The sequence below is a fragment of the Sphingomonas sp. dw_22 genome, assembly GCF_018449795.1.
GTDB lineage: Bacteria > Pseudomonadota > Alphaproteobacteria > Sphingomonadales > Sphingomonadaceae > Sphingomonas.
On record NZ_JAAVVE010000022.1, the window covers coordinates 47,791 to 65,201 of the forward strand.

At 68.0% G+C, this 17,411-nt stretch carries 15 protein-coding genes; 8 read left to right on the top strand and 7 right to left on the bottom strand.

Annotated features, from left to right (window positions below):
- Positions 1-11 precede the first annotated feature (11 nt).
- Positions 12-1,094 carry a phenylalanine--tRNA ligase subunit alpha gene (gene pheS, locus HB724_RS11510; RefSeq protein ID WP_213981083.1) on the top strand — a complete coding sequence of 361 codons (1,083 nt, stop codon included), beginning with the start codon at positions 12-14 and terminating at the stop codon, positions 1,092-1,094.
- Positions 1,091-3,469 (top strand): phenylalanine--tRNA ligase subunit beta, encoded by a 2,379-nt coding sequence (gene pheT / locus HB724_RS11515; protein WP_213981084.1) that lies wholly within the window; start codon positions 1,091-1,093, stop codon positions 3,467-3,469. The genes pheS and pheT overlap by 4 nt, the downstream gene beginning before the upstream one ends.
- Here the strand turns inward: pheT and HB724_RS11520 are convergent.
- On the bottom strand, positions 3,453-3,950 hold the full coding sequence (locus tag HB724_RS11520) for a hypothetical protein (protein WP_213981085.1): 498 nt from the start codon (positions 3,948-3,950) through the stop codon (positions 3,453-3,455). The genes pheT and HB724_RS11520 overlap by 17 nt on opposite strands.
- A gap of 107 nt (positions 3,951-4,057) precedes the next feature.
- Here HB724_RS11520 and HB724_RS11525 point away from each other — a divergent pair, with 107 nt between their 5' ends.
- Positions 4,058-4,792: an SDR family NAD(P)-dependent oxidoreductase gene (locus HB724_RS11525; RefSeq protein ID WP_213981086.1), complete on the top strand. Its 735-nt coding sequence runs from the start codon at positions 4,058-4,060 to the stop codon at positions 4,790-4,792.
- Positions 4,793-4,796: 4 nt separating this feature from the next.
- Here HB724_RS11525 and HB724_RS11530 read toward each other — a convergent pair whose 3' ends face one another.
- The gene (locus HB724_RS11530) at positions 4,797-6,089 is read right to left on the bottom strand and encodes an acetamidase/formamidase family protein (protein ID WP_213981087.1); all 1,293 of its coding nucleotides are present in this window, start codon (positions 6,087-6,089) and stop codon (positions 4,797-4,799) included.
- Positions 6,090-6,205: 116 nt separating this feature from the next.
- Between HB724_RS11530 and HB724_RS11535 the strand changes: the two genes are divergently transcribed.
- On the top strand, positions 6,206-7,072 hold the full coding sequence (locus HB724_RS11535; RefSeq protein ID WP_213981088.1) for an aldose 1-epimerase family protein: 867 nt from the start codon (positions 6,206-6,208) through the stop codon (positions 7,070-7,072).
- Between the two features lie 74 nt (positions 7,073-7,146).
- Positions 7,147-8,718 carry a peptide chain release factor 3 gene (locus HB724_RS11540; RefSeq protein ID WP_213981089.1) on the top strand — a complete coding sequence of 524 codons (1,572 nt, stop codon included), beginning with the start codon at positions 7,147-7,149 and terminating at the stop codon, positions 8,716-8,718.
- Between the two features lie 6 nt (positions 8,719-8,724).
- Here HB724_RS11540 and HB724_RS11545 read toward each other — a convergent pair whose 3' ends face one another.
- Both HB724_RS11545 and HB724_RS11550 read right to left on the bottom strand, forming a co-directional pair.
- On the bottom strand, positions 8,725-9,924 hold the full coding sequence (locus HB724_RS11545; protein WP_213981096.1) for an MFS transporter: 1,200 nt from the start codon (positions 9,922-9,924) through the stop codon (positions 8,725-8,727).
- Between the two features lie 203 nt (positions 9,925-10,127).
- Positions 10,128-12,482: a TonB-dependent receptor gene (locus HB724_RS11550; protein WP_213981090.1), complete on the bottom strand. Its 2,355-nt coding sequence runs from the start codon at positions 12,480-12,482 to the stop codon at positions 10,128-10,130.
- Between the two features lie 116 nt (positions 12,483-12,598).
- Here HB724_RS11550 and HB724_RS11555 point away from each other — a divergent pair, with 116 nt between their 5' ends.
- Positions 12,599-13,270: a TetR/AcrR family transcriptional regulator gene (locus tag HB724_RS11555; protein WP_213981091.1), complete on the top strand. Its 672-nt coding sequence runs from the start codon at positions 12,599-12,601 to the stop codon at positions 13,268-13,270.
- 184 nt (positions 13,271-13,454) lie between these two features.
- Here HB724_RS11555 and HB724_RS11560 read toward each other — a convergent pair whose 3' ends face one another.
- Positions 13,455-14,003, bottom strand: coding sequence for a DUF177 domain-containing protein (locus HB724_RS11560; protein ID WP_213981092.1), 549 nt, complete (start codon positions 14,001-14,003; stop codon positions 13,455-13,457).
- Positions 14,000-14,512 carry a ubiquinol-cytochrome C chaperone family protein gene (locus tag HB724_RS11565; protein ID WP_213981093.1) on the bottom strand — a complete coding sequence of 171 codons (513 nt, stop codon included), beginning with the start codon at positions 14,510-14,512 and terminating at the stop codon, positions 14,000-14,002. The genes HB724_RS11560 and HB724_RS11565 overlap by 4 nt, the downstream gene beginning before the upstream one ends.
- 114 nt (positions 14,513-14,626) lie before the next feature.
- On the opposite strand from HB724_RS11565, the gene bamE reads away from it, so the two are divergent.
- Both bamE and HB724_RS11575 read left to right on the top strand, forming a co-directional pair.
- Positions 14,627-15,109, top strand: a complete 483-nt coding sequence (gene bamE, locus HB724_RS11570) for an outer membrane protein assembly factor BamE (RefSeq protein ID WP_213981094.1) — start codon at positions 14,627-14,629, stop codon at positions 15,107-15,109.
- A 119-nt stretch (positions 15,110-15,228) separates the two neighbouring features.
- The gene (locus tag HB724_RS11575) at positions 15,229-15,750 is read left to right on the top strand and encodes an RcnB family protein (protein WP_213981095.1); all 522 of its coding nucleotides are present in this window, start codon (positions 15,229-15,231) and stop codon (positions 15,748-15,750) included.
- A 193-nt stretch (positions 15,751-15,943) separates the two neighbouring features.
- On the opposite strand, the gene HB724_RS11580 is transcribed toward HB724_RS11575, so the two are convergent.
- On the bottom strand, positions 15,944-17,411 hold a 1,468-nt coding region (locus tag HB724_RS11580; protein WP_256731470.1), incomplete at its 5' end, for a penicillin-binding transpeptidase domain-containing protein.

Consider the following 17,411-nt stretch of genomic DNA (forward strand, 5'->3'; position numbering starts at 1 on the left):
AACGGAAATTCATGACTACCGATCTCGACCAGCTTCGCGCCGACCTGCTCGGCGCCATCGAAGCCGCCGCAGGACTCGACGCCGTGGAGGCGTTGCGCGTCCGTGCGCTGGGCAAGGCGGGGGCGATCACCGGCCTGCTCAAGACGCTGGGCGGCATGAGCCCCGAGGAGCGCCAGGTGCAGGGGCCGCGCATCCATGGGCTGCGCGAGGCGGTGACCGCGGCGCTGGCCGGACGCAAGGAGGCGCTGGAGCGCCAGGCGCTCGACGCGCGACTGGCGAGCGAGACGCTCGACATGACGCTGCCGGTCGATGCCGCGGCGCCGGGGAGCGTGCATCCGGTGAGCCAGGTGATGGACGAGCTGGCGGAGATCTTCGCCGATCTGGGCTTTGCCGTCGCGACCGGTCCCGAGATCGAGGACGACTGGCATAATTTCACCGCGCTCAACATCCCCGAGAGCCATCCGGCGCGGGCAATGCACGACACCTTCTATTTCCCGGAAGAAGAAGGCGGCGCGCGCAAGATGCTGCTGCGCACCCATACCTCGCCGGTCCAGATCCGGACCATGGTGACGCAGAAGCCGCCGATCCGGATCATTGCGCCGGGTCGCACCTATCGCTCGGACAGCGATGCGACCCACACGCCGATGTTTCATCAGGTCGAAGGGTTGGTGATCGACAAGGGGATCACGCTCGGTCACCTGAAATGGACGCTGGAGACATTCCTCAAGGCGTTCTTCGAGCGCGACGATATCGTGCTGCGCCTGCGCCCCAGCTATTTCCCCTTCACCGAGCCTTCGGCCGAGGTGGACGTGGGCTACACCGTGCAGAACGGCAAGCGGGTGATCGGCGGCAGTGACGGCTGGATGGAAGTGCTCGGCTCCGGGATGGTGCATCCCAAGGTGATCGCTGCGTGCGGCCTCGATCCCGAGGAATGGCAGGGCTTCGCGTTCGGCTGCGGCATCGATCGGCTGGCGATGCTCAAATATGGGATGGACGATCTGCGCGCGTTCTTCGACGGCGATATCCGCTGGCTTCGGCATTACGGCTTCTCGGCGCTCGACGTGCCCACGCTGAGCGGGGGAGTGGGCGCATGAAGTTCACCCTGGGCTGGCTCAAGGAGCATCTGGAGACCGAGGCCGGGCTCGACGCCGTGGTCGAGGCGCTGACGCGCATCGGGCTGGAAGTGGAGGGCGTGGAGAATCCCGGCGAGAAGCTCGCCGGCTTCCGCGTGGCGAAGGTGCTGACCGCGGCGCCGCATCCGCAGGCCGACAAGCTGCAGGTGCTGAGCGTCGATACCGGCGAGAGCGTGCTTCAGGTCGTGTGCGGCGCGCCCAATGCGCGCGCGGGGCTGGTCGGCGTGCTCGGCCTGCCGGGGGCGACGGTTCCCGCCAACGGCATGGTGCTCAAGGTCTCGGCGATCCGTGGCGTCGAATCGAACGGCATGATGTGCTCGACGCGCGAGCTGGAGCTGGGCGAGGATCATGACGGGATCATCGAGCTGCCCGCCGATGCGCCGATCGGCACGCCCTTCTCCGACTATGCCGGGCTCAACGATCCGGTGATCGATGTGTCGATCACGCCCAACCGGCAGGATTGCATGGGCGTGCGCGGCATCGCGCGCGATCTGGCGGCGGCGGGGCTGGGGACGCTGCGGCCGCTGGAGGCGATCGTCGGCCAGCTTCCGCCCGTGGCGGGCGAAGGCGCGGGGCCGGATGTGCGCATCGATGACCCCGAGGGCTGCCCGGCCTTCTATGCCCAGACGGTGTCGGGCGTCGCCAACGGTCCTTCGCCCGAATGGCTCCAGCGGCGCCTGCAGGCGGTGGGGCAGAAGCCGATTTCGGCGCTGGTCGACATCACCAATTTCGTGATGCTCGGGCTGGGGCGGCCGCTCCATGTCTATGATCGCGCCAAGCTGAATGGGCCGCTGGTAGCGCGCCGGGCGCGGGCGGGCGAGCAGGTGCTGGCGCTCAACGGCAAGACTTATGCGCTCGACGAATCGATGACGGTGATCGCCGACGATACGGCCGCGCACGATATCGGCGGCATCATGGGCGGCGAGCATTCGGGGGTGAGCGACACCACCACCGACGTGCTGATCGAATGCGCCTATTTCGATCCCGATCACATCGCCAAGACCGGCCAGAAGCTGGCGCTGACCAGCGACGCGCGCTCGCGCTTCGAGCGGGGCGTCGATCCGGCGTTTCTCGACGAGGGGCTGGAGATCGCGACGCGGCTGGTGCTGGCGCTGTGCGGCGGCAAGGCCAGCGGCGTGACGCGTGCGGGCGAACCGCCGCTGGCGCCGCGCAGCTATCGCTATGATACGAAGCGCGCCGAGACGCTGGGCGGACTCGCGGTGGCGGACGCGCGGCAGAAGGCGATCCTGGAGAGTTTGGGCTTCACCGTGGATGTCGAGTGGAACGTCACCGTGCCGAGCTGGCGCCGCGACGTGGACGGGCCGGCCGATCTGGTCGAGGAAGTGATCCGCATCGAGGGCATCGACAATGTGCCACCAGTGCCGCTGATCCGCGCGCCCGGCGTGGCGCGTCCGACTGCGACGCCCGAGCAGAAGCTGGAGCGCAAGGCGCGCCGCACCGCCGCCGCGCGCGGGCTGAACGAGGCCGTCACCTGGAGCTTCATCTCCGAAGCCGAGGCCGCGCCGTTCGGCGGCGGGGCGTGGGCGCTCGCCAATCCGATCAGCGAGGACATGAAGGTCATGCGGCCGTCGCTGCTGCCCGGCCTGCTCGCGGCGGCGGAGCGCAACCTGAAGCGCGGTGCGCCGAGCGTGCGGCTGTTCGAGATCGGCCGGCGCTATCTGGCCGACAAGGAGCGGCTGACGCTGGGCGTGGTGCTGGCGGGCGCCAAGTCGCCGCGCGGCTGGCAGGCGGGCAAGGCGCAGGGTTTTGGCGCGTTCGATGCCAAGGCCGAGGCGCTGGCGCTGCTGGAGGCCGTCGGTGCTCCGGTGGGCAACCTGCAAGTGATGGGCGAGGCCGGGGAGGTCTATCATCCCGGCCAGTCGGCGACGCTGCGGCTGGGGCCGAAGAGCGTGCTGGCGGCGTTCGGCATGGTGCATCCCAGCGTGCTCAAGGCATTCGACCTGGACGGCGATGTCGCGGCGGTGGAGATCTATCTCGATGCGCTGCCGGCCAAGCGCGGCAGCGGCTTCATGCGCACCGCCTATACGCCGCCCGCGCTACAGGCGGTGACGCGCGACTTCGCCTTCCTGGTTCCGGCCGGGCTGGCGGCGGGTGATCTGGTCCGCGCGGTGAAGGGTGCCGACAAGGCTTTGATCGTCGATGCGCGGCTGTTCGACCTGTTCGTCGGCCAGGGCGTGCCCGAGGGGCAGAAGAGCCTCGCGGTGGAAGTCACGCTCCAGCCGGGCGAGAAGAGCTTCACTGATGCCGACCTGAAGGCGGTCGCCGACAAGGTGGTCGCCGCGGCGGCGAAGTTCGGCGCTACGCTGAGGGGGTGAGCGCGCGCCGTCGGTGGAAAGTCTGAACGATCAGGAACAGGCCGCCGATCAGTCCGAAGCCGTAGCTTGCCGAATGCGCCCAGGCATCGGCGGTGAAGGCGACATGCTTTGCGGGCGGGATTACCGTGTCCCAACCGCCCGGCACGGGTGTCAGGCCATTGGCGAACAGTACCGCGCCGGTGACGCCGCTAAGCGTGGCGGCGGCAGCTGAACCGAGCATCAGCAGGACGATCGGTTTCCATAGTGCCTTGATGCCCAGCTTCGGCCTTTTGCCCAGCCGGGCTGCTGCGGCGAGACCAATCCCGAGTGGAAGCCCCACCCACCAGGTTGCAATGATCCCCCAGCCCAACGCGAGCAGGAACGGCGACTCGGTTGGAAAGACCGGCGGATGCGCGATCGAGAAATATTCCACGCAAAGGTGCGCAGTGACCTGATCGTGAAGGATGCCATAGGTGATCGCGGCCAAGGTCGCGAACAGCACGATTTTGAATGCTTCCAAGCCCCACCCCCTCGATCGGTCGGCTCCACGATTGCAGGCTATGCGACGAAGCGCCATAGGCCATCTCGCAGCCAGAAAGGGAGTATGCGATGCCCACCGCCCTCATCACCGGAGCCACCGCAGGGATCGGCGAAGCTGCGGTTCGCAGTTTTGCAGATGCCGGTTGGCATGTCGTCGCCACCGGCCGTCGCGCCGATCGGCTGGAGAAGCTGGCGGGCGAGCGCGTCCATACCCTCGCCTTCGATATCCGCGACGAAGCAGCGCGCGACGCGGCGCTCGACAGCCTGCCGGCGCCCTTTTCCGGGATCGACCTGCTCATCAACAATGCCGGGCTCGCGCTCGGGCTGGAACCTGCGCAGAAGGCGTCGCTTTCCAACTGGAAGACGATGATCGACACCAACGTCACCGCGCTGGTCTCGATCACGCACAAGCTGCTGCCGGGCCTGGTCGAGCGCAAGGGCGCGATCATCAACTTGTCGTCGGTGGCGGCCAGCTATCCCTATCCGGGCGGCAATGTGTATGCAGGCACCAAGGCGTTCGTGCGCCAGTTCAGCCTCGACCTGCGCGCCGACCTGCACGGCACCGGCGTTCGCGTCACCTCGATCGAGCCGGGCATGGTCGAGACCGAGTTCACGCTGGTCCGCACCGGAAGCCAGGAAACCTCGGACAAGCTCTATGGCGGCGCGAACCCGATGACCGGCGAGGACATCGCCGAGACGTTGCTATGGGTCGCGACGCTGCCGCCGCATCTCAACATCAATGCGCTCGAACTGATGCCGGTCAACCAGTCGTGGCAGGGTTTCGCGGTCCACCGCGAGGACTGAGCGTTCAGGGACGGCGCGGCGGCAGCAGCTTCTTGTCCAGCCGCGCCGCCACGCCGACGCCGCGCCCGGCCAGATTGGGCACGCCGTAGCGCATCGCGGTGCCGAGCACCTGCGCCGCTTCGGACAGAGTGAGGCCGTAATCCTGCTGGAGCCACTGGATCATGCCGGTGCTCGCGGCCTTCAATGCCTCGTCGAGCGAGCCGGCCTGGCCGAGCACCATGATTTCGCGGTCATTCTCGACGCGCGGCATCGAAACGGTGCGGCGCTTGATGAGATCAACGCTGAACTCGACCTCCATCGAAGTTTCCAGCGCATATTGCGACGTCTCGCCGTCGCCTTGGAGCGCATGCGCGTCGCCCAGATAGAGCAAGGCGCCGGGCTGCTGGACGGGAAGATAGACGGTCGCGCCTTCCGCGACTTCGGGAAAGTCCATGTTGCCGCCGGTGCGCGCGGTGTCTCCGGTCGATAGCGGCGCCGATCCGAAGCCCGGCGCCACGGCGAGGCCGCCGAGCATGGGACGCAGCGGCACGGCATAGTCCTTGAGCGCGCCGCTCGCGCCTTCGGGACGGGCAAGGCCGGCAGCGCGATCGAACCGCCAGCGCACCGGCTTGCCGAGCTCGCCCGCCTTGGCGATCAGGCTGGCGCCCAATGCGCGGCCGACGATCGTGTCGAGGCTGTCCGCCCAGTCGCGGTTCGGGGTGAGCTTGCGGATATGCACGGCGATCGTGTCGCCCGGTTCGGCGCCGGCGATGAAGAAGGGGCCGGTCTGCGGATTGCCGAACAGCGCGCGGGTGACGCCCTTCTCGTCCACGCCGCCCGAATCGATCGTGGTCGTGCGCACCCCGTCGCCGGGCCAGAGCGTGAGCACGGGAAGGCGATCGGCGGTAAAGAGGTTCGAATAGTCGGCGGGCTTGTAATCATGGACGCGCGGCGGCCCGGCGGGGCGATCGGGCAGGCGGCGCGCGGTGAAGCGATGCGGGATGCGCACGCCCGGATGGTTCGAATCGGGCATGTCGGCGTCGCCCGCCATGCCGGCCTGCCCCAGCGTGCCGGCATAGGCATAGATCGTGCCCTTGCGGTCCTTCGCCGAGAAGCGGATCGCCCGGCCCTTCACCGTGCCTTCGATCGGGTCGCCGTCGAGCGTGCCGTTCAGGCGCTCGCCGTCGCGCGTCATGTCGAGCGTCGAATAGGCGGCGTTGCCCCACATGTCGGTGACGACGATCCAGTGCTCGGTGCGGTCCGCCTGGGCGAGGGCGGGCGTTGCGAACAGCAGGGGCAGCAGGACGGACAGGCGCATAAGGGCTCCTCGGCAGATTCGATTACATCTGTAGTCGATAATAGGCGGATGTGAACCGCGCATTGTCGGGCAGCGGCGTTTGCGCCTAAGCAGCGCTTGCAATCAGGGAGCGGCAGATGATCGAAATCGCCTCAGACAAGCTGTCGGCCGCGATCGATCCGCTTGGCGCGGAGCTTTCGTCGCTCAGGGATGGCGAGGAGCGCGAGCTGATGACCGATGCCGATCCCGCCTTCTGGGCCGGGCGGGCGCCGTTGCTCTTTCCGATCGTCGGGCGGCTGGTGGACGACAGGTATCGGCTGGACGGCAGCGAATATCCGTTGCCGCAGCACGGCTTCGCACGGCGGCAGGGGTTCGAGGTGATCGAGCAGGCGGCGGATCGCGTCGTGTTCCGGCTGGCCGACAATGACACGACGCGGGCGGTCTATCCCTTCGCCTTCACGCTCGACGCGGCGTTCGCGCTGGCGGGGGCGACGCTGTCGATCGACGTGACCGTCACCAACAGCGGCGACCGGGACATGCCGGCGAGCTTCGGCTTCCATCCGGCCTTCGCCTGGCCGCTGCCCTATGGCCAGCCGCGCGGGGAGCATCGCATCCTGTTCGAGCAGGAGGAGCCGTCCGATCTCTCCGCGATCGTGCCGGGCGGGTGGATCGACGACCATGGCTGGCCGAGCCCGCTCGACGGGCGCGCGCTGAAGCTGGCCGATGCGCTGTTCGAGCGCGATGCGCTGGTCTGGGCGCAGGTGGAGAGCCGCTCGGTGCGCTATGACGGCGGCGAAGGGCCGGGGCTGCGGATCGATTTCCCCGATACGCCGAGCCTCGGCATCTGGACCAAGCCGGGCGCGCGCTTCGTGTGCATCGAGCCGTGGCATGGCATCGCGGACCGACAGGGCTTCGCCGGCGAGATCTGGGACAAGCCCGGGATGCTGCGCTTCGAACCCGGCCAGTGCCGGACCTTCAGCATGCAGGTGACGTTGGAGCCGTGACCCGCGTCCTGCTGTCGCATCGCGGGCGCGAAAACCGGTTCCCACTTTTCGCTGCGATGCTCTAGAGGGCCGCGATGCCGATTGTTTCCGACCGCCGTACCTTCGCGATCATCTCGCACCCCGATGCTGGCAAGACCACGCTGACAGAAAAGCTGCTGCTGTTCGGCGGCGCGATCCATCTTGCCGGCGAAGTGAAGGCGCGCGGTGCCGCCCGGCGCGCGCGTTCGGACTGGATGAAGATCGAGCAGCAGCGCGGGATCTCGGTGACCAGCTCGGTGATGACGTTCGAGCGCGAGGGGATCACCTTCAACCTGCTCGACACGCCGGGCCATGAGGATTTCAGCGAGGACACCTATCGCACGCTGACCGCGGTGGACTCGGCGGTGATGGTGATCGACGTCGCCAAGGGCATCGAGAGCCAGACGCGCAAGCTGTTCGAAGTCTGCCGGCTGCGGAACGTGCCGATTATCACCTTCGTCAACAAGGTCGATCGCGAGGGGCGCGAGGTGTTCGCGACTTTGGACGAAGTGGCGGACCTGCTTGCGCTCGACGTGACGCCGATGACCTGGCCGGTGGGCATGGGGGGCACATTCGAGGGGATCTACGACCTTGCCAACAAACGCCTGCTGCTGCCCGAGGGCGACAGCCGCGAGTTTCATGGCAAGGTGGTGCAGACCTCCGGCCTCGACGATCCGCAGCTCGATGCGATCGTCTCGGCCGAGAATCTCGCCAAGCTGCGCGAGGATGTCGAGCTGGCGCAGGCCGGCTATCCCGAGTTCGATCCGGTCGCCTATCGGCATGGCGACCTGACGCCGGTCTATTTCGGATCGGCGCTCAAGGAGTTCGGCGTCGATTCGCTTATCAACGCGATCGCCGAATTCGCCCCATCGCCGCGCGCGCAGCCGGCCGAGCCGGCGCCGGTCGAGCCGAGCCGCGATGAGGTGACGGGCTTCATCTTCAAGGTCCAGGCGAACATGGATCCCAATCACCGCGACCGGATCGCGTTCATGCGGCTCTGCTCGGGTACCTTCAAGCGCGGCATGAAGCTGACGCCGACGGGTCATGGCAAGCCGATCGCGATCCACTCGCCGATCCTGTTCTTCGCGCGCGAACGCGAGCTGGCGGACGAGGCGTTTCCCGGCGACATCATCGGCATTCCCAATCACGGCACGCTCAGGGTGGGGGACACGCTGTCCGAGCGGGCGGACGTGCGCTTCACGGGCCTGCCCAATTTCGCGCCCGAGATCCTGCGCCGTGTGGTGCTGAAGGATCCGACCAAGACCAAGCAGCTCCGCAAGGCGCTGGACGACATGGCCGAGGAGGGGGTGACCCAGGTCTTCTATCCCGACATCGGATCGAACTGGATCATCGGCGTGGTGGGGCAGCTCCAGCTCGACGTGCTGCTCTCACGGCTGGATGCGGAGTACAAGGTTGCGGCGGGGCTGGAGGTCGCGCCGTTCGAGACGGCGCGCTGGGTGTCGGCCGAGGATCCGGCGGAGCTGAAGGCGTTCATGGAGCTCAACCGCGGCGCCATGGCCAAGGACCGCGACGGCAACCCGGTGTTCATGGCGAAATCGGCCTGGGAAGTCGGCTATATCGCCGATCGCTATGCCAAGGTGAAGTTCGCGGCGACGCGGGAGCGGTAAGGGCGGCTAGGCCACCCAGTCCTTCGCCAGCCGCCGGCTCGCCAGCGCCATCAGCGCACCGGCGACCAGATAGAGGCACAGTCCCGCCGCGATGGCGTAGCGCAGCGCCTGGTCGCCATAGCTGGGGGCGAGATGGTCGGAGAGCGCGCCGATCACCCAGGAGCCCAGCCCCAGGCCGATCAAATTGTTGATGAGCAGGAAGCTCGCCGAGGCGGTGGCGCGCATATGGGCGGGGACGAGATGCTGGACGGCGGTGAGCACCGGGCCGAGCCAGACATAGACCAGCGCCTGGGGCAGCAGGAACAGCGCGAAGGCGGCCTGCCACGATCCCGAGAGCACGCCGACGATGAACAAGGGCGTGCCCGCGACATAGCAGATCGCCGGGGCGAGCGCGTACCAGCGGCGGTCGCGCGCGCCCAGCCGGTCGCCGAGCCAGCCGCCGAGCAATATGCCCGCGACGCCGCCGGTGAGCAGCAAGGCGCCGAAGAACTGGCCGGTCTGGCCGATGGTGAGGCCGAAATTGCGCATGATGAGGCTGGGCAGCCAGAAGGCCACGCCATAGCCGCACATCGATCCCGCCGCCGCGCCGAAGGCGAGCAGCCAGAAGCTCGGCTTGGCGGCGAGGATGCCGAAGACGCGGCCGAGCGGCATCTGGCCGGCGGTGGCGGCCGGGCGCGGCGGATCGCGGACGATCAGCTTGAAGGCGGGGGCGATGACCAGGCCGAGCAGGCCGACGATGAGGAAGGCCGTCCGCCACTCGACATTCTGCGCGATATAGCCGCCGAGCAGCGCACCCGCGGCGGCGCCCACCGGGATGCCGAGCGAATAGATCGAGAGGGCGCGGGCGCGCTTCTCCGCCGGATAGGCATCGCTGATGAGGGCATAGCTGGGTGCGACGCCGCCCGCCTCGCCCACGCCGACGCCCAGGCGGAACAGGAACATCTGGGTGAAGTTCTGCGCGACGCCGCATAGCGCGGTGAACGCGCTCCACACGCCGAGCGAGATCGTGATGACCCAGCTTCGGCTGGTCTTGTCGGCCAGCAGCGCGAGCGGGATCGCCAGCGTCGAATAGAGCGCGGCGAAGGCAAGGCCGCCCAGCATGCCGAGCTGGGTGTCGGTGAGGTGGAGGCTCGCCTTTACCGGCTGGGCGAGGATGCTCAGGATCTGCCGGTCGAGGAAGTTGAACGTATAGACCAGCAGCAGCATCGCGAGGATGAGGCCGCGCGGGGCGGAAGAGGCGTTGGTCGAACCGGGCACTGGGGGCCTTTCCGCGAAAAGCCCTCTCCCGCTTGCGGGAGAGGGTTGGGTGAGGGTCTGTAGTGGCCTCACCCGATGCACTCAATCTTATGACTCACCCTCACCCCGGCCCTCTCCCGCAAGCGGGAGAGGGAGCAGAAGAGAAGGTGCGATCAGAACTTCACGCCGAAGGTCGCGAAGACCTGGCGCGGATTGCCGTAGAAGGCGGTGGCGACGCCCTCCTTGCCCAGCGTCGGGGTATAGCCGCCGGTGGCAGTGAGGATCGGCACGCCGGCGACCGTCGCGTCGATATATTGATAGCCCGACGTCTTGTAATGCTGGTCGGTCAGGTTCTTGCCGTGGATGCCGATCGAATAGCGGCCATCGGCGAAGCTGTAGGTCAGGTGCGCGTCGAGCAGCGCATAGCCCGGCTGATCGAGGAACGGGCTCGCCGTCTCGAACTGATGGGTGAGGCTGCGATAGGAGAGCGTGGTCGACGCGGCCAGGTCGCCGCTTCCCACCGGCGCCGCCGCCGACAGCGTGCCCGACAGCGTCCAGTCCGGCGTGTTCTGGAACACGCGGTCGTCGGACACGTCGACGCCGGTCGGCCCGATGAAGCGCTTGTACTTGGCGTCGATGTAACCGAGCGTCCCGGTGAAATTGATGTTCGAGCCCGGCCCCGCGAAACCGCGCGAGAGGACCGCAGTGGTCTCCAGCTCGACGCCCTTGATGTCCGCCTTGGCCGCGTTGGTGGTGATGCCGCAGAAGCTCTGGACGCCGCCGGACAGGCAGCCGACCGAGCCTGGGATCTGGACGTTCGAATAGTCCGAATAGAAGCCGTCGAGCGCCCAGGTGAGGCGGCGATCGAATGCCGCGCCCTTCCAGCCGATCTCATAGCTCTTCACCGTCTCCGGATCGAAGGACAGGTAATTGTAGATGTCCTGATAGCCGATGCCTGGCTGGCCGTCGGTATCGGGCGCCGAGGTGCCCGAGCCGCGCGGATCGAAGCCGCCGCCCTTGAAGCCTTCCGAATAGGAGGCGTAGAGCATGTGATCCTCGGTCGGCTTGAAGGCGAGCGAGGCGCGCGGCGTGAAGCGCTTGAAGTTCGCGGTGCCGTTGAAATCGGTGGCGACCGCGCCGAACGGGACCGGAGTGCCGCCGAAATCGGGCGTAAGGCCGATATAATTGGCCTTGAACACATGGCTCTTGCGCTGATCCCAGGTGTAGCGGCCGCCGACCGTCAGGCTGATCTGCGGCGTCACGTCATAGGTGAAGTCGCCATAGATCGAGCTGGTCTCGGTGCGGACGTCGCCGGCGGTATAGGCGTTGAGGCCGGGAACCGTGGTTGACAGCAGCACGCCGAAGCCCGTCGTCGCCTTCGCGCCCAGATAGTAGAAGCCGACGATGCCGTTCAGCTTCTCGCTGCTGTACAGGGCCTGGAATTCCTGGCTGGTCTGGTTGTTCTTGTAATAGGCCGGCACGTCGACATCGACCGAGGGCGTCGAATCGAAATCGATCGGGGTGTAGGACGTATCCTCGCGATAGGCGCTGACGCTGCGCAGGGTGATGTGATCGCTCACCTCGGCGCTCGCGGTCATCGAGATGCCGCCCGCCTCGACATCGTTCTTCGGGCTGTTGAGCCCGGCATTGGTATCATAGACGTTGGAAAGGGAAGGCGATCCGGTCAGCAGGCCGTCGAACAGCCGGTGGCCGTTGCGCGCGTTCGACTTGTCATGGGTATAGTCGCCGGTGATGCGGATCTGCATCTTGTCGTCGGGCGAGGCGAATTCCAGCGTGCCGCGCGCCGCCCAGACATTCTTGTTGTAATTGTCGATGCCGAGATATTTGTTCTCGCCGAAGCCATCGCGCGTCAGCCGCGCGCCCGACACGCCGATCTTGAACAACTCGCCGAGCGGGGTGGAGGCGCTGACGATCAGGTCTGCCTGGTTGTACGAGCCATAGGTGCCCTTGACCGAGAGGGTCGGCTTGTCCTCCAGCCGCTTGGTGACATATTTCACCGCGCCGCCGATCGTGTTGCGGCCATAGAGCGTGCCCTGCGGCCCGCGCAGCACCTCGATCCGGTCGACATCGTAGATGTCGAGCACCGCCGCCTGCGGACGATTGAGGTACACGTCGTCGAGATAGATGCCGATGCCGGCCTCGAAGCCCGGGACCGGATCCTGCTGGCCGACGCCGCGGATGAAGGCGGCGAGCGTCGAATTGGTGCCGCGCGCGTCCTTGAGCGTGGTGTTGGGGGTGGAGGTCTGGATGTCGGTCAGGTCGATCGCACCGTTGCGCTCCAGCGTCGCGGCGGAGAAGGCGGTGACGGCGGTGGGCACGTCGAGCAGCCGCTCCTCGCGGCGGCGCGCGGTGACGACGATTTCGCCATTGTCCTGCGCGGCGGTCTCGTCGGTCTGCGCGGCGGCGACGTCGGTTGCGGTGTCCTGTGCGAAGGCCGGCGCGGCGCCCAGCACGGCAAAGGCGGCCCCGGCGAACAGCGCGGCGCGAACGGAAATCAGGCGTGACATGGTGTATCTCCTCCCCGGTGGCCAACCCGTCTTTGGTGCGGGTTGTAAGCGGTCGCCGGACGCTATACTGAAACCTGAACCGGGTTTCAACTTGGATCGAGCAGGGAGAGGGCAACATGGTTGACGGGCGTGGCAATGCGGCCACATCCCCTGGTTCCGGTCCGGGCCGGCGTGCCGATTCCGGCGAGGCCGCGAGCGCCGGCAAGGAGCCGCGCACCGCGCGCGGGCGGCGGACGCTGCGTACGATCCTGGATGCGGCGGCCGAGGAATTCGGCGAGAAGGGGTTTCACGAAGGCTCGATCAGCGGGATCACCCGCCGCGCCGGCGTCGCGCTGGGGAGCTTCTACACCTATTTCGATTCGAAGGACGACGTGTTCCGCGCGCTGGTGCGCGACATGTCCGAGCAGGTGCGCGAGAATGTCGCGCCGGCGCTGAAGGGCGCGACGGACCAGATCGCGGCCGAGCGCGCGGCGCTGCTGGCGTTCATCCGCTTCACGCGGACGCACAAGGAGATCTACCGGATCATCGACGAGGCCGAGTTCGTCGACCCCGACAGCTTCCGCCTGCATTATGCGACCACCGCCGATCGCATCGCCCGTCGTCTGCGCGCCGCCGCCGATCGCGGCGAGATCCGCGACGATGTCGGCGAGATCCATGCCTGGGCGATCATGGGGATGAACGTGTTCCTGGGGCTCCGCTACAGCGTGTGGGACGAGGATGTCGGCCCCGAGACGATCGCCGATACGGTCGCGACGATGCTGGCGCGCGGGATCGGGACGGGGGAATAGGGCTGCGCTCCTTCGTGCCGACCGCCAATGATCGTTCGCGCGACGACGCGACGGCGCGACGAAGGATCAGCCTGGTTCGGGCCGATCCCTCCTCCAGCACCTTATGGATGGGGCGATTCGTTTTTCCCTTAGCGCGCCATCGTTGCGTCGCCGCGCGAAAATAAGGGCTCTGCCGAAGTCCCTATCAGCCCTTGTCGGGCTTGCCCCGCAATCCGGCCAGCGCGCCGAACGGGCCGCTTTCCTCGGCCAGGCGGCGCGCCTCTTCCTCGCTGAGCACGCCTGCCTGCCGCAATATGGCCTCGGCATTGGGACTGCGCGGGAAGGGATCGAGCGAAAGCGCCAGCGTCTCCGCCGCCGCCTCGCCGAGATCGATCGCGCCGCCGGTGTAGAAGACGGTGTCGCACTCGTCCTCGTCCAGCTCGATCTCGTCGTTCGGATCGGCATCGGTTTCGGGGAGGAAGCGGATCGCGAAATTCTCGGCGATCCCGGCGGGGACGGGATCGCCGGTCGCGATGCAGCTCTGGACGACGCTCGCCTTGATGCGGCCGCGGGCGACGATGCCGGCGGCGTCGCGGCGGATCGCATAATCGGCCTCGAGCGTATCGATGGCTTGCAGATCGAAGCGCGTGGCGAGCGCGGCGCGCTCCTCGGGATTCGCCTCGATATGGACCTGGCTCTCGCCGGCGCCGATCTGGTCGAGCCGGTGCGGGCGCGGGAATTCGGGATCGGTCATGCCGGCAGCTCCCCTGCGACGATCGATGCGAGCGGTGCGGCGGCGAGCCGGTCGCGCAGCGTCAGCAGCCCGGCCTCGACATGTGCCAGTGCGTCGAGGGCGGGCGCGTGGCCGCGATAGACGTTGCGGACCAGCGCGTCGCCCAGCGATCCCGCCGCCAGCCCGCTGCGATAGGCGCCCAGCCGCCCGCCCAGCATGCCCATCATCCGGCCGATATGCTTGCCGACGACGATGTCGCCGATGCCGATCTCGCGGAGCTGGCCGTCCATGTCGTGGATGAAGCACTCGGCCAGCGCGGCATTGGGGGCGGCGCCTTCGGGCTCTGCCTCGAGCCGGAGCAGCACCATTGCGAGCACGGCGGCGATCATGTCGAAGCGGCCGTCGATCGTATCGGGCACCTCGCCGGCCTGATACCAGTGCGGCCGGCGGCCCTCGGCCACCACGGCCTGATAGAGGAGCGGCGCCGCGCCGCGGTCGTTGCGGCCGAGGAGCCGCTGGAGCAATCGCATGGTTCTGGGTCCGTATGATCGGGCGCGACCTTGTTTAGCCGCATTTTGCCGCATATTGAGGCGAACGGCGCGCGATGCAATGCGCGGCCGGTTTGCGTTTGCCTGGAGACTGACATGCCCTTTCCCGTTCGCGCGCTTGGCGCCGTCGCGCTGCTAGCCGCCATGGGCACTGCCGCCTGCACGCCGGTGCGCTCGCATCAGGGCTATGTCGTGGACAAGGAGCTGGTCGATGCGATCCAGCCCGGCATCGACAACCGCGACTCGGTCCTCCAGACGCTCGGCCGGCCGACGCTGACCAGCCAGTTCAACGAGGGCGAGTGGTATTATATCTCGCGCGACAGCAGCAACATGGCCTATCAGGGGCCGCGCACCCGGGACCAGCTCACGCTGCGCATCCGCTTCGATGCCTCGGGCAATGTCGCCGCGGTGGACCGGATGGGGGCGGAGATGATCGCCTCGGTCGATCCCTACGGCAAGAAGACGCCGACGCTGGGCCGCCATTCGAACTTCTTCCAGGATCTGTTCGGCAATATCGGCACGGTCGGCGCGCCGGGCACCGGCGGCCCGGGCGGCCAGGACAATACCGGCGGGCAATAGGCCCTTCTTAACCTTCCTTTCGCTTGGCTGACAGCCGCGTTCCCGAGCCGTTCAGAGCGATTCCCCCATTTCATGCCTGTGCCGGCGGGATCGCCGGCCCCATGTTTTTGGAGGAAGCCATGAAGAAGCTCATCACCGCCGCGCTGCTCGCCGCGGTCGCCATGCCCGCGGTCGCGCTGCCGGGCGCCGCCCAGGCCCAGTCGAACCAGGAGCTGCGCCGCGATCGCCAGGATATCCGCAAGGAACAGCGCGACCTGCAGCAGGCCCAGCGCCGGGGCAATCCGCGCGACGTCCGCGAGCAGCGCCGCGACGTGCGCGAGGCGCGCCAGGAATATCGCGAGGATCTGCGCGATCGGAATCGCAACTGGGGCGACAATGACTGGCGCGCCTATCGGAACGGCAATCGCGGGATCTATGCGCGCGGCAATTGGCGGGCGCCGTTTCGCTACACGCGCTTCAGCGCCGGCGCGCGGATCGGGGCGCCCTATTTCGGCTCGCGCTACGTCATCGCCGATCCGTGGCGCTATCACCTGCCGCGCGCCGGGCGCTACCAGAGCTGGGTGCGCCATTATAACGACGTGCTGCTGATCGACACGCGCCGCGGCGTCGTGATCCGGGCGATCCCCGGCTTCTACTGGTAAGCGGATTTTCGTCGGGGTCCGGGCGGCTGCGGTTGCGGTCGCCCGGAGGTTCGGCCGCGCCGCCCGAGGCAGCGCGGCCGGTGCCCGTGAGCACGGTCCCGAAAGGGGGGTGGGACCAGGCGCGTAAACGCTCGGAAAAGCATTTCGCTCCCGTAGCAATCCACGAATCGTGAAGATATTCCGGCGGCCGGATTCAGCGAATCGTGAAGAGGATCTGATCGACCACGCGGCCGCCCAGATCGACCAGGCGAAGCCGGTGCCGGCCGGGCGGCGCGAGCACCATCGGATGCGCGTCGGCGGCGCCCAGGTCGTGCGTATCCAGCAACAATCTGTGCCCGGTCACTTCGCCGCTTACCGCGATGGCGAGCCGCTGGTTGGCGGGCGGTATGTCGGGATCAAGCGCATAGACGCTGCCCGCCACCGGATTGACGATGCGCGGGCGCCGCGCGGCCTCCGGCACGAAGGCGACCTGCGTCAGCGCGGTCCCTTTCAGGAAATATTCGCGGCGCGGCTGCTCGACGCCCTGGGCGAAGCGGACCTCGCGCGTCTCGATCCCGGCCGGTTCGGGCAGGGGCCTGGACGGCGCGCCTTCGTGCAGCGCGAGCATCACGTCGCGCCACACCGGCGCCGCGCCGCTGGTGCCCGAGACCGCGCGCATCGGATCGCCCTCCAGATTGCCGACCCATACCGCCACGGTGAACCGGTCGGAAAAGCCGATGCACCAATTGTCGCGCATCGCCTTGGAGGTGCCCGTCTTCGCCGCTGCCCAGAAGGGCAGGCGCAGCGCCGAATCCGTGCCGAAGGTGCCGGCGCGGGCATTGGGATCGGCGAGGATGTCGGCGACGATCCAGGCGGCCTGGGGCGTGGTGATCGCATGGGGCGGCTCGCGCGGGTCGTCCTTCGTCAGCCGCAGCGGCGCCCAGCGGCCGCCGAGCGCGAGGCTGCGATAGGCGGCGGCTTGTTCGAGCAGCGTGACCTCGGCCGATCCCAGCGCGAGCGAATAGCCGTAATATTGCCCGTCCTCGACCAGCCCGCGATAGCCGGTATCCCATAGCCGGTCGCGGAAACTGTCGACGCCGGTGAGGAGCAGCGTGCGCACCGCCGGCACGTTGAGCGAGCCCGCCAGCGCGACGCGGGCGGAGACCGGCCCCTTAAAGGCGCGGTCGTAATTCTGGGGGACATAGAGGCCCGAGGCGGTGTCGAGCTGGACCGGCGAATCGTCGAGGATCGAGGCGGCGGTGAGATAGCCCTTCTCGATCGCCTGGGCGTAGAGGAACGGCTTCAGCGTCGATCCCGCCTGGCGATAGGCGGCGGCGCCGTCCACCGCGGGCGCGGTCGATTCGCCGCCGATGCCGCCGACATAGGCGAGTACGTCGCCCTTCGCATTGTCGACCACCACCACCGCGCCGTCGCGCGCGCGGGTGCCGCCCAGGCCCTGGAGCTGGCGGCGCAGCGCGGCGATGGCGATCCTCTGGATATGGGCGTCGAGCGTGGTCGTCACCTTCGCGCCGGGCTTGGTCAGGAGCCGGGCGGCGAGGGTCGGGCCCAGGCCGGGATCGCGCGCGAGGCCGGGCCCCGGGCCGGGCCCGGAGCCGGCGGGCCCCGCGGCGCCGGAGGGGGGACCCCCGCGGCGGGCACGCCGAAGCCCGCCAGGCGCCGGG

Coding starts and splice junctions, on each gene's coding strand:
- pheS (WP_213981083.1), top strand. CDS start 12: ATGACTACCGATCTCGACCAGCTTCGCGCCGACCTGCTCGGCGCCATC.
- pheT (WP_213981084.1), top strand. CDS start 1,091: ATGAAGTTCACCCTGGGCTGGCTCAAGGAGCATCTGGAGACCGAGGCC.
- HB724_RS11525 (WP_213981086.1), top strand. CDS start 4,058: ATGCCCACCGCCCTCATCACCGGAGCCACCGCAGGGATCGGCGAAGCT.
- HB724_RS11530 (WP_213981087.1), bottom strand. CDS start 6,089: ATGCGCCTGTCCGTCCTGCTGCCCCTGCTGTTCGCAACGCCCGCCCTC.
- HB724_RS11535 (WP_213981088.1), top strand. CDS start 6,206: ATGATCGAAATCGCCTCAGACAAGCTGTCGGCCGCGATCGATCCGCTT.
- HB724_RS11540 (WP_213981089.1), top strand. CDS start 7,147: ATGCCGATTGTTTCCGACCGCCGTACCTTCGCGATCATCTCGCACCCC.
- HB724_RS11545 (WP_213981096.1), bottom strand. CDS start 9,924: ATGCTGCTGCTGGTCTATACGTTCAACTTCCTCGACCGGCAGATCCTG.
- HB724_RS11550 (WP_213981090.1), bottom strand. CDS start 12,482: ATGTCACGCCTGATTTCCGTTCGCGCCGCGCTGTTCGCCGGGGCCGCC.
- HB724_RS11555 (WP_213981091.1), top strand. CDS start 12,599: ATGGTTGACGGGCGTGGCAATGCGGCCACATCCCCTGGTTCCGGTCCG.
- HB724_RS11560 (WP_213981092.1), bottom strand. CDS start 14,003: ATGACCGATCCCGAATTCCCGCGCCCGCACCGGCTCGACCAGATCGGC.
- HB724_RS11565 (WP_213981093.1), bottom strand. CDS start 14,512: ATGCGATTGCTCCAGCGGCTCCTCGGCCGCAACGACCGCGGCGCGGCG.
- bamE (WP_213981094.1), top strand. CDS start 14,627: ATGCCCTTTCCCGTTCGCGCGCTTGGCGCCGTCGCGCTGCTAGCCGCC.
- HB724_RS11575 (WP_213981095.1), top strand. CDS start 15,229: ATGAAGAAGCTCATCACCGCCGCGCTGCTCGCCGCGGTCGCCATGCCC.